This window comes from Nostoc flagelliforme FACHB-838, assembly GCF_014698065.1.
In the GTDB taxonomy this organism is placed as follows: domain Bacteria; phylum Cyanobacteriota; class Cyanobacteriia; order Cyanobacteriales; family Nostocaceae; genus Nostoc; species Nostoc flagelliforme_B.
On the sequence record NZ_JACJSI010000019.1, the window covers coordinates 58,483 to 74,367 of the forward strand.

General features: G+C 42.1%; 10 protein-coding genes and 1 pseudogene. 7 read left to right on the top strand and 4 right to left on the bottom strand.

Features of this window, described 5'->3' with window-relative positions; all coding sequences use genetic code 11:
• Positions 1-27 precede the first annotated feature (27 nt).
• Entirely contained in the window at positions 28-1,365 is a 1,338-nt protein-coding gene (locus H6G97_RS12450; protein ID WP_190940913.1) for a MurT ligase domain-containing protein, read from the bottom strand.
• Positions 1,366-1,621: 256 nt separating this feature from the next.
• Complete coding sequence (locus tag H6G97_RS12455; RefSeq protein ID WP_190940914.1) at positions 1,622-1,867, bottom strand: hypothetical protein; 246 nt, start codon at positions 1,865-1,867, stop codon at positions 1,622-1,624.
• 156 nt (positions 1,868-2,023) lie between these two features.
• Between H6G97_RS12455 and H6G97_RS12460 the strand changes: the two genes are divergently transcribed.
• Complete coding sequence (locus tag H6G97_RS12460) at positions 2,024-2,611, top strand: thylakoid membrane photosystem I accumulation factor (RefSeq protein WP_190940915.1); 588 nt, start codon at positions 2,024-2,026, stop codon at positions 2,609-2,611.
• Positions 2,612-2,786: 175 nt separating this feature from the next.
• On the top strand, positions 2,787-3,395 hold the full coding sequence (locus H6G97_RS12465; RefSeq protein ID WP_190940916.1) for a hypothetical protein: 609 nt from the start codon (positions 2,787-2,789) through the stop codon (positions 3,393-3,395).
• 250 nt (positions 3,396-3,645) lie between these two features.
• On the opposite strand, the gene murD is transcribed toward H6G97_RS12465, so the two are convergent.
• Together murD and glyS are read right to left on the bottom strand one after the other, a co-directional pair.
• Complete coding sequence (murD, locus tag H6G97_RS12470; protein ID WP_190940917.1) at positions 3,646-5,178, bottom strand: UDP-N-acetylmuramoyl-L-alanine--D-glutamate ligase; 1,533 nt, start codon at positions 5,176-5,178, stop codon at positions 3,646-3,648.
• 82 nt (positions 5,179-5,260) lie between these two features.
• The gene (glyS, locus tag H6G97_RS12475) at positions 5,261-7,414 is read right to left on the bottom strand and encodes a glycine--tRNA ligase subunit beta (RefSeq protein ID WP_190940918.1); all 2,154 of its coding nucleotides are present in this window, start codon (positions 7,412-7,414) and stop codon (positions 5,261-5,263) included.
• A 1,019-nt stretch (positions 7,415-8,433) separates the two neighbouring features.
• Between glyS and H6G97_RS12480 the strand changes: the two genes are divergently transcribed.
• The 5 genes and pseudogenes from H6G97_RS12480 to H6G97_RS12500 all read left to right on the top strand — a co-directional run bounded on the left by H6G97_RS12480 (position 8,434) and on the right by H6G97_RS12500 (position 15,839).
• On the top strand, positions 8,434-9,723 hold the full coding sequence (locus H6G97_RS12480) for a glycosyltransferase family 4 protein (RefSeq protein WP_190940919.1): 1,290 nt from the start codon (positions 8,434-8,436) through the stop codon (positions 9,721-9,723).
• Positions 9,724-10,507: 784 nt separating this feature from the next.
• Positions 10,508-12,964 (top strand): annotated as a pseudogene (locus H6G97_RS12485) (beta strand repeat-containing protein); the annotation flags it as partial.
• 244 nt (positions 12,965-13,208) lie between these two features.
• A complete protein-coding gene (locus H6G97_RS12490; protein WP_190940921.1) occupies positions 13,209-13,361 on the top strand; it encodes a hypothetical protein in 153 nt (50 codons plus the stop codon).
• A 231-nt stretch (positions 13,362-13,592) separates the two neighbouring features.
• Entirely contained in the window at positions 13,593-13,949 is a 357-nt protein-coding gene (locus H6G97_RS12495; protein WP_190940922.1) for a hypothetical protein, read from the top strand.
• Positions 13,950-14,231: 282 nt separating this feature from the next.
• On the top strand, positions 14,232-15,839 hold the full coding sequence (locus H6G97_RS12500) for an efflux RND transporter periplasmic adaptor subunit (RefSeq protein WP_190940923.1): 1,608 nt from the start codon (positions 14,232-14,234) through the stop codon (positions 15,837-15,839).
• The last annotated feature ends 46 nt before the right edge of the window (positions 15,840-15,885 follow it).

The window sequence follows — 15,885 nt, forward strand, 5'->3', positions numbered from 1 at the left end:
AAATTTTTCTAATTCCCACTGTCCAATTTAAAGAATTTTACGACCAGTCAGAACTTCTCGCACTTCTAGCATGGCTGAGTAGGTAGGCAGAATATGCAAAGTTTCATTCTCTGGTGTATGCTCTAATGCAGTAGCGATCGCTTGTCGCAAATCTTCTTCGACAATTAAATTTAAATTACTTTGATGAGACTTTTGGCTGTAACGTAGACGTAGTGCCATATCATAGACGCGATCGCCACTCACTACTAAAGTCCCGCCGCGTTCGACTAATTTCTCGGTATCTACGTCCCAAATCCAGGATACATCAGTGCCATCGGGTGTGCGATCGTTCAAGACTAGCAGCGTGGTTTTATCTGTGCTTTGAGTAACTACGCGAATAGTTTCATTCGTTCCCACAGGATTTTTTGATAACAATATCCGCACGCGTTTACCGTTAATTACTAAATCTTCCGCACGACCAAAGGCAGCTTGAAAGGTATTAATAGTATCTCTGATTGTTACTTCATCAACCCCCAACTCAATAGCCGCAGTAGCAGCAGCTAAAGTATTATATTTGTTGTACAAACCAACCAGAATTTGCGACCATTCATTACTTTCTAGAATCGGTTTGCTTTTACTAAAACCACATTTAGGACAAGTAAAATCTCCCAAATGAGACAAATAAACACCCTTGTAATCTAAAGAATGTCCACATTTGGGACAATAAATAGAATCAACAGCGTGAGGAATAGCTTCTAAATAATGTTCTGGTTCATTCAAGCCAAAGAATAACACCCGTTGGGGTAACTGCTGACCGAGGTTAGATAAAGTTGGGTCGTCAGCATTAGGAATTACCACTGTTTCTGCTGGTAGCGTAGAAATAACTTTTGTCCAACGCTTACTAATTGTGTCTACTTCCCCGTACCTATCAAGTTGGTCACGGAACAAGTTTAAACAGAGAATAATTCGCGGCTGGAGTGGCGCTAATACTCTTGGGACAATATTTTCATCAACTTCCAAAATGGCGTAATCAGTATTTAGCGTACCTAGTAAGTTGGTGCTTTCTAACAGCGCCGTCATTAAGCCATTTTCCAGATTTGCACCTGTAGAATTATGAGTGACGCGAAAACCTTTGCGTTCTAGTATTGTGCATAAAAGCAGGGCTGTAGTGGTTTTGCCGTTAGTACCAGCAATTAAAATCACTCCATTTTTAACTTGCTGACTCAATAATTGTAAAAGTCGGGGTTCAATGCGACGAGCAATCGAGCCTGGTAATACACTAGCAGCACCCAGACGGAGCGATCGCACTATAAACGTCACACTTTTTGCCACTGATACCGCGAAACCCAATCGCAGCCTATCTATGAATTGTATTTTGTTGCCCACATCGGTATCCTAGTCTTCTGGCAGTTGCTAATTAAGAGTATTTAATTGCAAATTTAATATGCGTGAGTTTAGCGAATCCTGGCTGAAAAAGCCAGCCTCAAAATCAAGTTGCAGGAAATCAGGGGAGTGGAGGCAAAGGGACATACTTCGACTCCCTTCCCTACGGGACAGCGTAGCTTGCTTCCTCGCAGGGGTACGACTACGCTCAGGGCAAGTCGCTCAGTACAAGGGGGCAAGGAGCAGGGGAGAGTTAGAATCATACTTCATCCACCTCAGAACTCCGTTCATCCACCTCGGAACTCCGTTCATCCACCTCGGAACTCCGTTCATCCACCTCAGAACTCCGTTCATACACTTCGGAACTCCGTTCATCCACCTCAGAACTCCGTTCATCCACCTCAGAACTCCGTTCATCCACCTCGGAACTCCGTTCATCCACCTCAGAACTCCGTTCATCCACCTCGGAACTCCGTTCATCCACCTCAGAACTGGATTCATCCACCTCAGAACCTCGTTTATTTCCATCATCCACTTACAAGAGATAATCTCAGTAGGCGTTATCTTAAAAAGTAGTGCGCGGGCATAATTACATATCCAGCCCAGTTTGCCGAATTCAGCACAAACTCACGACAAGTAGTAGCTTGCAAGGTTCTTTTTGATGAATAGCACAAAGTTTCTTTTTTTACATAAACAAATTACTGGCTGGCAAAGGTGGTTGTCCAAATGCCTGTTGTTGCTTGCAAGTCTTTTCATTATAAGTATGCAACCTGCATACGCTGGTCTTAATAATGATTTATATGATGGCAACATCTTTGTCGTTTATGCTGGTAATGGTTCATTGGTTCCTCCCAGGCAGACACTGGCACAGGCTTTAGCAGAACATAAACCCATATTTTTGGCCTTTTATTTGGATGACAGCAGCGATTCCAAAAGGTATGCCATTTCCATTTCACGGGTACAGGAATTCTATGGTCGGGTAGCAGAAATTATGCCTATTAATGTAGATGCTATCCCGCTTAAACAGACCTACGACCCTACAGAAACAGGATATTACTATTCTGGGGCTGTTCCTCAGGTCGTGGTGTTTAATAAATCAGGTGAGGTCGTTTTGAATAAGAAGGGTCAAGTACCTTTTGAAGAAATAGACGAGCAATTTCGCAAAATCTTTGATTTGTTACCCAGCACGGAAACAGGACAGTTAAAACGGCGAGCCTTCAATGAGTTTAGTAGTGAGTTAGCTAGGTAACTTATGGGGTAGACCAAATTGGTCTGCCCTAATTTTTAGTGATATCTGTTACTACATTGCCGTCAATGTCAAAGCATAATATTGAAATATCTGTGTTCATAATTGAGGAAATTAATCCATAGTCTATAGTCCGTAATCAATGCCCAATGCCCATGACTAAATAGAGTGTACTCTGATGTCAAAAGTTTACACCACCCAGGAGCTAATTCAAATTTTGGCAGCCGAACGCCAAGCTTGCCTCAAAGGAAAACGCCTAAAATTAGAAATAACAGCCTCTGGCAATCCTGTAATTGACCAGTTTATCAGAACTGATGGGCTGCAACAGTTCACTGCTTATCAAGATTTCAAAACTGCAATTCACGAGTATCAGAAAGAAAATCGAGTTTCCGGTATTATCTGGCGGGAATTGACAGTTAAAGGAAAAATCTTGCACTATCCCGAAATAGATACTGACTTAATTGCCCTCAATGGTGACTTAGAGATATTAAAAGCCGCTAAAAATTCCATCGTAGAATTTTGGTATGAAGTCTCTATCGGGATGGATTTGTACTTGAGTTTCAATAATAGTAAACAATACCAACAAATTGTCACATCCGATGTAGAGAGAATTGTTCAAAGAACAGAGTGGGCAAGTTTGTGTAAGTGGGAAAATACTAGCTTTTTGGAAATGATTTTGCAGCTAGGATGGGGTAAACCAGAAGAAGCTTATTATAAACGAGGAAGGCCGCGATCGGGTAGTGAATATATTCATGCAGTCAATCCCGGAAATCGCCCCATTGGTTAATTGAATATGTATGGTGGCAATGCTGAAACCCACGACAAAATGACGGACATAATTGCGTTTACTTTGCTTCCTTAATAAGGCACGCTATCTGTAACAGAAATTTCAGCTGTACAGATAAGTAGTAGCATAAAAGTACGCATACGCAAGGTGTAGGGGCACGGCATGCCGTGCCCCTACGCGTGTACCTCACCTAAACGAGAACCGCTATAAGCACTTTAGTCCTTACTACGAACTTGTAGACAAACAATGCTTATCGACTTTGAACTATGGACTCTTGACTAGAGTTTTCAAACTCTGGAAGCTCTACCCTGGTAGGCTGCCAACCTCCCACCCAAGCGAGGCATAACTGACGGAAACGATCGCCCCGCACCTCAAAATTCGGGTACTGGTCGAAACTCGCGCAAGCCGGAGACAGCAACACCACCCGCGCTTGATACTGCTTGGCTAATTCCGCCGATTTGGGAACTGCCCTTTCTATAGTTTCCACAATATGGTATGTATGATACCCCACCTCTTGGAGACGTTTGGCAAATGCAGGTGCAGCAGAGCCAATTAATAACACAGCAGCAGCTTTGGTTTGAATTTGTGCTAGCCAACCAGTATCATCTCCTGCTTTAGCTTCTCCACCAGCAATTAAAATTGCTGGACTGTCAACGGATGCTAAACCAACTTCGGCAGCATCGTAGTTAGTGGCTTTGCTATCGTTAACGAAATCAATACCTTCCCAAGTGCAGATATGCTCCAAACGATGAGCAACGCCAGGAAATTCTCGAATTGCAAGTGCGATCGCATCACGATTAATTCCCGCTAATCTTGCCGTTGCTACTGCCATCAAAAGATTTTGCTGGTTATGTTCTCCCACCATCCGTAAAGTAGATACTTTCACAATCGGTTCTGGTGTAGAGGTTGCAGTCAACTTTTCCACAACCCAGTCGTCTTCGATGTAAAAGCCTTTTTCGCTAATCAGGAAGTCTTTTCCTTTGACACTTGTCCAGTAGGCATTAGGCCAAGCACTTAAACCTTGCTGCCTCAAGTAGGCATCATCGCCATTGAACACTTGCAACTCGGACTGACGCAACAGCTTGGCTTTGATGTTGTAATAATTCTCTAAAGTCTGATGGCGACTAAGATGATCCGGCGTGAAAGTCGTCCATACACCGATGCGTGGTGCAAGAGAACTCGAAGATTCTATTTGATAGCTGCTAATTTCCACAATCACCCAGTCCAGTGAAGAGTTAGGAGTTAAAAGTGAGGAGTGAGAAGTTAAAAGTGAGGAATTATCAAATGCTTCCTCTGCCTCCCCTGCCTCCCCTGCTCCCTGCTTCCTCCAAGATAGGACAACATCACAAGCGGCGTAGCCAATGTTACCGCAGGCAGGTGCATTTAAACCCGCTGCTTGAAAAATGGCAGCAATTAAAGCTGCGGTAGTAGTTTTGCCGTTAGTGCCAGTAATTCCTACCCAAGGTAGCGATTGCAAATTTCGCCAAGCGAGTTCCATTTCCCCAATGGTTTCAATACCTAATTGGCGTGCCTTGATTAATACGGGAATATCCCAAGGCACGCCAGGACTAACGACTATTAATTGGGGTAAATTAGCACCATTCAATTCTAGGGATTGGCCTAGTTTTACGGTTATTTGCTCGGCAGCGAGTTCTTGTTGTTGTTGCAGGAGGGTTTCGGAGGTGTTGCTATCACTCAGCTCTACCTCCCAACCTTCCTGTTTCAACAATCTCGCCGCAGCAACACCGGACTTTCCCAATCCAATTACAGTAGCTCTAGGCATAGATTGCAGCAGAGTCCCTGGTTAAGCACTCCCTATAGTAGCGCTTCTTTGCAAAAATTACACAACTTTTTGTTGACCTACGCTACAGATTTTTGACGATCGCACCAAAATCAGCTAAAACACGGGCATGATTGCGAACTAGTCCCAGCAAATGTAATCGATTACGCTTGACTTCTGGATCGGAGTCCATAACTAAAACGCTATCTGGCCCATCAAAGAAATTACTAACTGTCGGAGCAATTTTTGTGAGTGCTGCTACTAATAATTGATAATTTCGCGTCTGTTGTGCTGCTTGAGTTTGCGGTACTGATTCGATTAGGGCATTATACAAAGCTGTCTCAGAGGGCTTTTGGAATAGTTCTTGACGAACTACGGTTGTTGGTTCTAGCTGTTTTGTATCCAAATCACCTTGTGCAGCTAATCGGGTAGAACGGTTAACTGTTTCGTAGATGTTATCTAAGGTACTGTCATTACGGATTTGTTGTAAGTATAAGGCGCGATCGCGTACATCCAATAAATCCTTTAATGTCCGTTCTGTATATTCTGGGTCATTTTCTCCCAAAACTGCATTTACCAAGTCGTAATCAATCTGTTTTTCTTCTTGTAGTAAAGTGCGGATGCGTTGTAAGAAAAAGTCTTGTAATGCTGCGGTTAATGATGCTTGATCTTTGTGATGTTTCGCTGCAAAATCCGTGGCTATTTGTGCCAATAAATCATCTAAGTTTATCGGCAAATTATAAAACCAAGTAATTTTAACTACGGCATTAGCAGCACGGCGCAAAGCATAGGGATCAGAGGAACCAGAGGGAATTAAACCTAAACCAAAGATACTCACTAAAGTATCTAATCTATCTGCCAAAGCGACAATTTGACCCGTGAGCGTTTCGGGGAAATTATCACTGGCTCCCATTGGCAAATAATGTTGATAAATTGCCTTTGCTACATCGGCATCTTCACCACTGGCTAAGGCATATTTTTCTCCCATGATGCCTTGCAATTCGGGAAATTCATACACCATTTGGCTAACCAAATCTGCTTTACATAATAAAGCAGCACGTTGAATTCTTTGGCTTTGATTTTCCGTTAATTCTAATTGAGTGGTTATTCGTTCGGCAATCTTAACTACTCTATCTACCTTGGTACGCACCGAACCCAATTCTTCTTGGAAAGTAACTTTTTCTAACTGCGGTAAAAAGCTATCTATTGGCTTAGTTAAATCAGCTTCGTAGAAAAATCTGCCATCAGCTAATCTGGCACGAATTACCCTTTCATTGCCGACGGAAACAATATCTGATTTCTGGGGATCAGCATTAGAAATGGTAATGAAGTTGGGCAATAATTCTTGCTCAGAACTATCTGGTTTAAATACAGGGAAATAACGCTGATGAGTAACCATAACTTCAGTAATTACCTCGCTTGGTAATTCCAAAAATTCTGGTTCAAATTTACCGACAACTGCGGAAGGATATTCTACAAGGTTGGTTACTTCCGCTAATAAATCGGGGTAAATTACTGTATACCCGCCTAAATTATCTGCAACTGCATTTACTTGCTCTTTGATAATATTTGCCCGTTCTTCTGGGTCAACGTTGACAAATACAGACTTGAGAGCGGTAACATAATCAGTAGCTTGGGCAATTGTCACAGGTTCAGGATGCAAGACCCGATGACCTTGAGAAATGCGATCGCTCTGAATCGTTTTAGAACCATTTACTAATTCTAGAGGCAGCACTGTCTCATCTAACAAAGCGACCAACCAACGAATTGGTCGGGAAAACCTCGCATCTCCATTTCCCCAACGCATTAACCGTTTACCTTCTAATCCCCAAATCCACTGGGAAACAAGTTCTGTCAAAATTTCCGCCACAGGACGACCAGAAATTCTTTTTTGTACAAATACAAATTCGCCTTTGTCAGTGGGGCGAATAGACAGCGCATCCAGTTCCACACCTTGCTTTTTGGCAAAACCTACCGCTGCTGGTGTCGGCTGACCATTTTTAAAGGCGGCTTGGGCGGGAGGCCCTTTAATTTCTTCTTCTCGGTCTGGTTGCTGAGATGGTAAACCTGTAATTAGTACCGCCAGCCGCCGGGGAGTACCGTATACCTGGACACTTTCGCCCTTGAGGGTGTTTGCTTCCAAGCTTTGGGGAATGCGTTCCTGCCATTGCACTAAAGCATCACTGAGAAAACTTGCAGGTAGTTCTTCTGTACCAACTTCTAATAGAAACCCAGGCATATAACACTGTTTTCAACTTTGCGTAGCTCAACTTTATCAGGTATTCTCAGGCGATCGCTCGTGATTTTTAGCTGAATGGGTCATTGCAGAAGACAAAAGGAAAACCCTATACATAAATGAGGAATGAAAGTTAGGTCAGAGTGTATTGCATACAAACGACCGTAGAGGCAAAGCAGCTTGTCGTAAAACATCGCTATAAACTTAGTATTTTATGCAAAACTTCACAAAAATAGTGCTTTTCTTCATTAATTCATTACATCTACTACCGTGATTTTGTGCAGTATATACGGATACATATTTTTATTGTAAGCTTAGTTTTGTTTGATGCATTGATATCTGCCAACTCGTTGGTTCGTCATCAAGACTTTTACGTTCAGTCTTGAATGCAATTAATTTTACTTTTCACTCAGCGCTGTTTTAGTCAGTGCCTTTGAAATACTCAAAAAACTAGGATGCTGTCCAATGAAGACAATACAGATGATCCAGTTAAAAATACTTCATGTGCCAGTTTACAAGGCGGAATGAGGGTTATATGCACAACCGTGAATCTAATGCTACAATCCCTCAAGTGGAAATTTAGGCATTAGTTCAGAAACAACTAGACCAACTATTGTCATAATCACTAGAAATTAAAGCCTATGTTTATAACAAGCTAACCTATTTACATAAGGTGATGTTTTGATTTTTAATTGTTTTATACAGTGTAAAAATTACCTTTTAAAAATCATGATAAATTATAGCCAATGTTTAAGTAAGTGGGCGTAAATAATTAAATGTTTGTATGTAGTAAGCGGCTCTTGCCTTGAATATAGGGCTGGAGCCGCTTACTACGAGCCCATTTCATTAAAATCACATTGCAAAACACATAGTTTGATTTATTCTTGCCCACTTAGTTAACGCAATTTTAATCAAGCAATCTTACAACGTTAAAATAAGTAATCGCCAGTAGTAGCAACTACTAGCTATTAAGGAGTAAATCGATCATCTGAGACTGTCTTTATTAAATTTATAAATAGCTCATGCATATTCTGATTTATTCCTACAACTATCATCCAGAGCCAATTGGAATTGCTCCGTTAATGACTGAATTGGCAGAAGGACTAGTAAAGCGAGATCATGAAGTGCGAGTGATTACGGGAATGCCCAACTATCCTCAGCGCGAAATTTACGATGGGTATCGGGGGAAATGGTATAGTAATGAACAAAAAAATGGTGTTACTATTCAGCGAAGTTATCTAAGAATTAAGTCTAAACCTAACCTTGTAGATCGTCTATTACTAGAGTTGAGCTTTGTTTTTACGAGCTTACCCCAAGTCTTTAAAGGCGAACGCCCCGATGTAATTATCTTAACAATTCCCCCCTTACTAGGGACACTACCAGCAACAATATTTGGTTGGTTATACAACTGCCCAGTAGTTTTAAATGTACAAGATATTCTACCAGAAGCTGCGGTACGTATCGGGCTATTGAAAAACAAGTGGATGATCCGAACTCTTGCAGCTCTGGAGAAATTTGCATATCAGTCTGCACACACTATTAGTGTCATTGCCGATGCTTTTCATGAGAATTTAGTGAATAAAGGAGTACCTGTTAATAAAATCGTTTGTATTCCCAATTGGGTAAATGTAAATTTCATCCACCCTTTACCGAAAGAGAATAACTCGTGGATATCTAGCCATCAACTAGATGGCAAATTTGTAGTACTTTATTCGGGAAACATTGCTTTAACGCAAGGTTTAGAAACAGTAATAAAAGCGGCCGTTTGCTTACGTCATATCAAGGAGATTGTCTTTGTCATCGTTGGCGAGTCAATAGCATTGCAAAGATTGCAGGAATATTGTCTCTTAAATGGAGCAGACAATGTTTTGCTATTACCGTTACAGCCGCGAGAAAAACTACCCGAAATGCTAGCAGCATCTGATGTGGGGCTAATTGTGCAAAAGCGCAATGTGATTTCGTTCAATATGCCTTCAAAAATACCACTGCTGTTGGCGAGTGGTCGTCCGATTGTGGGTTCAGTTCCCGCCACTGGTACAGCTGCTAAAGCAATCCAACTTAGTGGTGGTGGGATAATTGTTGAGCCAGAATCACCTGATGCAATGGCCGCTGCGGTACATAATTTATATGCTAATCCTGCTCTAAGTGCGAGGCTAGGTAACACAGGAAGACAGTTTGCCGAAGAAAACTATTCTTTGGAGCAAGCACTTGATCGTTATGAAGGGTTGCTTTCTTATGTTGTTACTAACCGAAAATCATCTGTAGGAATTTTACCAAAATTAGATTCTAAAAAATCAGTTGTGGATGGTTGAAGGGCATAGGACACTTGTACTTGACTATGCAGTTATTTGGAAGCTGATGAGATGTTCACAATACTTTTCGGTTAAGGGGAAAAGGGAAAGAAAAAACCTTTCACCTTTCACCTTTCCCCCAAACCAAATTCCTCTTTTGAACTGCAAAAACCGATAAGTATTATGAAAAGACGTTTTGAAAGAGACTTTTGCTCTCTATAGTTAGCATAGCGAAGCATCTCAGTATATAGTTAAAACTTTGATTTGGTGTTATACTTAACCCAATAGAGACGGCAAAATTATACCCTTTAGAGAGAGAATTTTAAAACCTCCTCTGAGACGTTCTCTATGTTCAAAATAGACACCCAGTGAAAATAGCTCACAAAGAGGTGATAAAAATCTCTTTACCCATCAAGAGTCAACCGTTAAATATTTTCTATACTTAAGATTTAGGCGCTGGCAAAAAAACAAATATCAAGGGTATATTTTAGGTATGCAATTGCCAGATTTTTTAATCATCTTTGTTCAGTGATTTCTACTGAATAAAAATGATTAAAAAGCATGAAATCACAGATTCTCGTGAATGCGCTCCTGAAATTGTACAGTGCTTAAGACTTAGATAGTTTGAGATAGTTAAACAAGTGATAGGTAAAAGCCTTGGAATAGGGTGAATTTTCGATAATTTACTTATCCTCAAGTTGACATATAAAATATGCAGATTCCGGTGAATTTTTGTGTTTTCAAACACAAATTGCAAATTGACAACTGAATTTACTGAAAAAATAGATTGAGGTAGGCAAAAGTTATGGCAAATATCATTGGAACCAACAGTAATGATACTTTAGTGGGCAGCAACGATTACAACGATACGATTAACGGTAAAGCAGGCAACGATACCATCATACCTAACGGGAACGGCGACACGGTAACTGGTGGAGGCGGCAAAGATGAATTTGTTTACAGCTTAAACAACGACTCATACAATGAGCGCTATACCATCACTGATTTCAGTGGCGTAGGTAAAGGAACAAATCCGACAGCAGAAGTCATTGCCGAAGTGGATACGATAAAACTCAAAGGCGATATTTTAACTGCCCGAAATCTGCTACTGGCTCAGAATGGCGACGATCTGGAAATCACCTTTGAAGGGCAGTTAGATAACGGCAAAGTCATCCTGCAAAACTTTGCCCTGGAAAACCTGGATAACCTCAGCAAAACTACAGGAGCTGCTGTAGACTTGGGTAACATCCTGTTTGATGGGCAAACTAGCATCACTGACAGCTTTGATGTATTTAATGGCAACTCCACCCAAAGCACTATCTTCAACAAAAACACAGTCACCTTCCTTAACGACCTCTCCAATAACGTTAACGGCTTTGACAACTCAGATGATGTCATCAATGGTCAGGGGGGTGATGATGTCATTGACGGCTTAAGTGGCAACGACATACTCAGGGGTGGTGCAGGCAATGATACTCTCAACGGTGGTGCAGGTAATGATACCTTGAGTGTTGACTATCGTGCTGGTGAGGATACCTCGAATGCTGACTATTCAGAAGGTGATAACGTACTCTCTGGGGGCGATGGCAATGATTATCTCTCTGTCTTTAACTTCTCTCCCAGTCCGCCGTTCTTCTCTCAGGAAGAACGCCCATCTTACAAAAACACCCTCAACGGTGGTGCAGGTGACGATACCTTGAGTACTAGTGGTTTATCAGGTGATAACCTGCTGTCTGGAGACGATGGCAATGATACTCTCTCTGCCTCTGATGCCTTTGGTAATAATACCCTCAATGGTGGTGCAGGTGACGATATCCTCACAGGTGGTAATGGCAATGATATCCTCACAGGTGGCGGTGGCAAGGATAAATTTTACAATCCTTTTGGTAGTATCATTACTGATTTCGGTGGCGTAGGTAAAGGAATAAAGCCGACAGCAGGCATCATTGCGGAAGTGGATACCATAACATTTCAAGGTTCAGGTTTCACTGCCAAAAATCTCCTGCTGACCCAGAATGCCAACAATCTGGAAATCAGTTTTTCTCAGGGGTTAGATAACAGCAAAGTCATCCTGCAAAACTTTGCCTTGGAAAACCTGGATAACCTCAGCAAAACTACAGGAGCTGCTGTAGACTTGGGTAACATCTTGTTTGATGGGCAAACTAGCATCACTGACAGCTTTGATGTATTTAATGGCAACTCCACCCAAAGCACTATCTTCAACAAAAACACAGTCACCTTCCTTAACGACCTCTCCAATAACGTTAACGGCTTTGACAACTCAGATGATGTCATCAATGGTCAGGGGGGTGATGATATCATTGACGGCTTAAGTGGCAACGACTTTTTGAGGGGTGGTGCAGGCAATAATACTCTCAATGGTGGTGCCGATAACGACACCTTAAATGTTGACTCATTACTAGGCAATAATTTGCTCTCTGGGGGCGATGGCAATGATTCTCTTTTTGCCTTTGGCTATCGGTACTACCAAAGCTACGGGCCACAAGAACAAGAAGAAGACCTTCGCTACTTAGGCAATAATACGCTCAACGGTGATGCAGGTAACGATACCTTGAATGTTAGCGGTTCATTAGGCGATAACCTGCTCTCTGGGGGCGATGGCAATGATTCTCTCTCAGTCTCTGGCTATCAGCAAGGAAGTAGCGACCCGTATAGCGGCACCTCCGTCTTCGACTCTCGATCCTTTGGCAATAATACACTCGACGGTGGTGCTGGTAATGATACCTTGGATGCTAGCGGTTCATCAGGCGATAATGTACTCTCTGGGGGCGACGGCAATGATTCTCTCTCCGTCTCTGGCATAGATTATATAGGTCTTGACACCGCCTATTTGAGTCGTTCGTCTGGCAATAACACCCTTAACGGTGGCGCTGGTAATGATACCTTGGATGCTAGCGGTTCATCAGGCGATAATGTACTCTCTGGTGGCGATGGCAATGATACCTTCTATCTAGGCTTATCAGAAGGACTTGATACTATTTATGATTTCGACGCTACTAATGAACTCATTCAAGTATCATCTGCTGGTTTTGATTATGGGTTATCAATAGGTTCGCTCTCAGCTAGCCAGTTTATAATCGGAACATCTGCAACGACAAGTAATCAACGATTTATCTATGACAATATTACAGGTGCATTGTACTTTGACCAAGATGGCAATGCGGGTGCATTTGCTCAGGTACAATTTGCACAACTATCAAAGGGATTGTCACTAACCGAAAACAATTTTGTGGTTGTTTAATCTTGACTAGCGCTCTGCGATCGCGAAGCAGTACAGTTGGCGAGGTGCTATTTTTAGCACCTCGCATTTTATTACTCAATGCAAGCCGCATAAGTGGCTTGATTGAGATAAATTAAATCACCCATTTGGGTGAATTATAAACCAACCGATCGGGTGAACTAACTGTAGGAAGTTGAGACTGCTCAAAAGTAGGACTCTAGAGAACACTGATTGATTGCACGTCGTTCTTAGTGAGGATAACTTGATGAAACTTGCAAGCTTGATTAATAAAGCTGAATTAAGCAGCGTACTACTTGCCTACCGCACGCTCCCCGAACGTGTAAGCAAGCTACGCGCAGTGTTTCGCAGACAAGCCTCTGCGAAAGTTGGCATCGCTCCATACCCTTCTCTTCCCTAAGATCAATATTCACTAATACTTAAGAGCGATAAACTCATCTGTAACTTATACACAATCTCGTTTAGCAAGTAAGTAGGCATAATAAAAGCAAAGTATGTGAAAAAAAGTAAATACAGCTTAAACCCTTTTTCCCCTGCTCCCTGCTTTTTCCCTCCCCCTTTATCCCAATGATAATTATTTACACCCATCTACTTATCTGGTTATAATGCAAGCAAGCACTTGCAAACATTTATGGAAGACTTAGTATCAAGAAGGGCACAAACTGCTGGACGCTTGATCAAGGCGGCAATTAAGGTGTTTGCAATCTTATACGAAACTGACAAATCGCTGCGCGAACAAGTGGTTGTTTACTTACGCAAGAGTCGAGAACAGGGCGCAGTGTCTGCGGATATAGATTGGAAAGCATCTCTGGGTAATTTCACGGCTATGTTGCTTCCCGGTATGCTGCATTTTAGCCATATACTTAGCACACAAGACTACAGTAGTAAATGCTACATAAAAAATTTTGTGAATTTATTTGTGCGCGGTATTAGCACTTTGCCATTGCAGGAAGCAAGCGTTTCAGTTGATTGGTCTGCAACAATATGAACTCTGTTTCTCTTTGAACTAAGGCACTGGGTTTATGCTAGTAAAAAAAGTTTTATAAATTACACTTTGACAATGATTTTAGCTAAGTAATGTACAAAATAACCATAATGCGCTAAACGATATTTATTTCAGGTGCTAGACAACATGAGCGATCGCCCAAATACCCAATATATATATTTGACACCAACATCAAAAACAAAGGGCTAAAAAACTATTCAAACAACGCTTTTTTAGCGAAGAGTAGATTGCCCAAGTCTAAATCCCCAAGACGAGAAACCGAATATGTCCCATTCTGAGTTCCCTGATTCTCCCCTACCCATTGAAACAGAACAGGCTTCTGTTAACGATTCTAGTCAAGAGTCACAACCATTGTTAGAGCGATCGCCTAAGCCACCTCAAAAACGGCGTTGGCCCATGATATTGGGAATTGTTCTGCTAGTTGCAGGTATTGGTTTTGGTTGGCGCTGGTGGCAAACTAGTAATGCTAGTAATGCAGGAGCAGGTGGGCCTGCTGCTGGTCAACCGATGGCAATTCCCGTCAAGCTAGCGACTGTGCAAACTGAAACAGTGCAGGAAAGTTCTGAGTTTATTGGCTCCTTAGAAGCTCCACGTTCGGTAATCATCAGGCCACAGGTTGATGGACGAATTACCAATATTTTCATTCAAGAGGGCAACCGTGTTCAACAGGGGCAAGCTATTATTAGCCTAGAAAGTGATAGTGTCCAAGCGCAATTATTACAAGCAAAAGCTGGACTAGCACAAGCTCAAGCACGTCTTGCTGAATTGGAAGCTGGTACACGAAAAGAAGAAATTGCCCAAGCTAGAGCGCAGTTAACCCAAGCTCAAGCTCGTCTTCGAGATGCCCAATCAGGATCGCAACCACAAGAAATTGCTCAGGCTGAGGCTCAAATTGAATCAGCTAAATCTGATGTGGAATTAGCACAATCACGAGCCAAGCGCTACGCACAATTGAGAAAAGAGGGCGCAGTTTCTCAAGATACCTTAGAAGGATATGTCAAAGAACAGCAAAGTGCTGAAGCTGCCCTTGTCGTTGCCCAGAAACGCCTAGACCAACTTCGCCAAAGCAGAACTTCTAGTGTTAATGAGCTAGCTGGAGCCTTAGAACAACAGAAGCAGAACTTAAGGCAACTAGAAAATGGTTCCCGTCCAGAAGAAATTGCCCAAGCGCGATCGCAAGTAAGTCAAGCAGCTGCCCAAGTCCAAGCTGCCCAAGTCCAGCTACAATACACAAAAGTCATTGCACCTTTCACTGGTATTGTTGGTGATATTCCTACGAAGGTGGGAGATTATGTGGAAAGAGCAGATCAGCTCACTACACTAACTAGAAATGACTCTTTAGAACTGAATATTTCCGTTCCTATAGAAGAAGCCAAAAAGCTGCGCTTGGGATTACCAGTGCAAATGCTCAACGCCCAAGGTCTACCTACAGCAAGGGGTAAGGTGAATTTCATCTCTCCAAATGCCAGTTCAGATTCGCAAACAGTTTTGGTTAAAGCCAACTTTGGTAATTCTAGAAGTCAACTGCTCAATCGCCAGTCAGTCCAAACCAAAGTGATTTGGAACCAACGCCCAGGAATTTTAATTCCAGTTACAGCAGTATCTCGCCTAGGTGGAGAGACTTTTGTATTTGTAGCCGAAGCGCCAACAGAAAAGAAAGCTGAAGCGCCAGCAGAAAAGCCTAAAGCTGAAGCACCTAAACTGGTAGCTCAACAAAAACCTGTGAAATTGGGAGTTATTGAGGGGAATAATTATCAAGTTATCGAAGGACTAAAAGCTGGAGACAAAATTGTTGTTTCTGGTATTCTCAACCTAACTAATGGCGCTCCCATTACCCCTGCACCGCAAGAAGTGGGTAGTCGGAAGCTTTAGTTGAAGATGGGAAATGAGGAAGTAGGGGGGCAGAGGGGAGAATAAA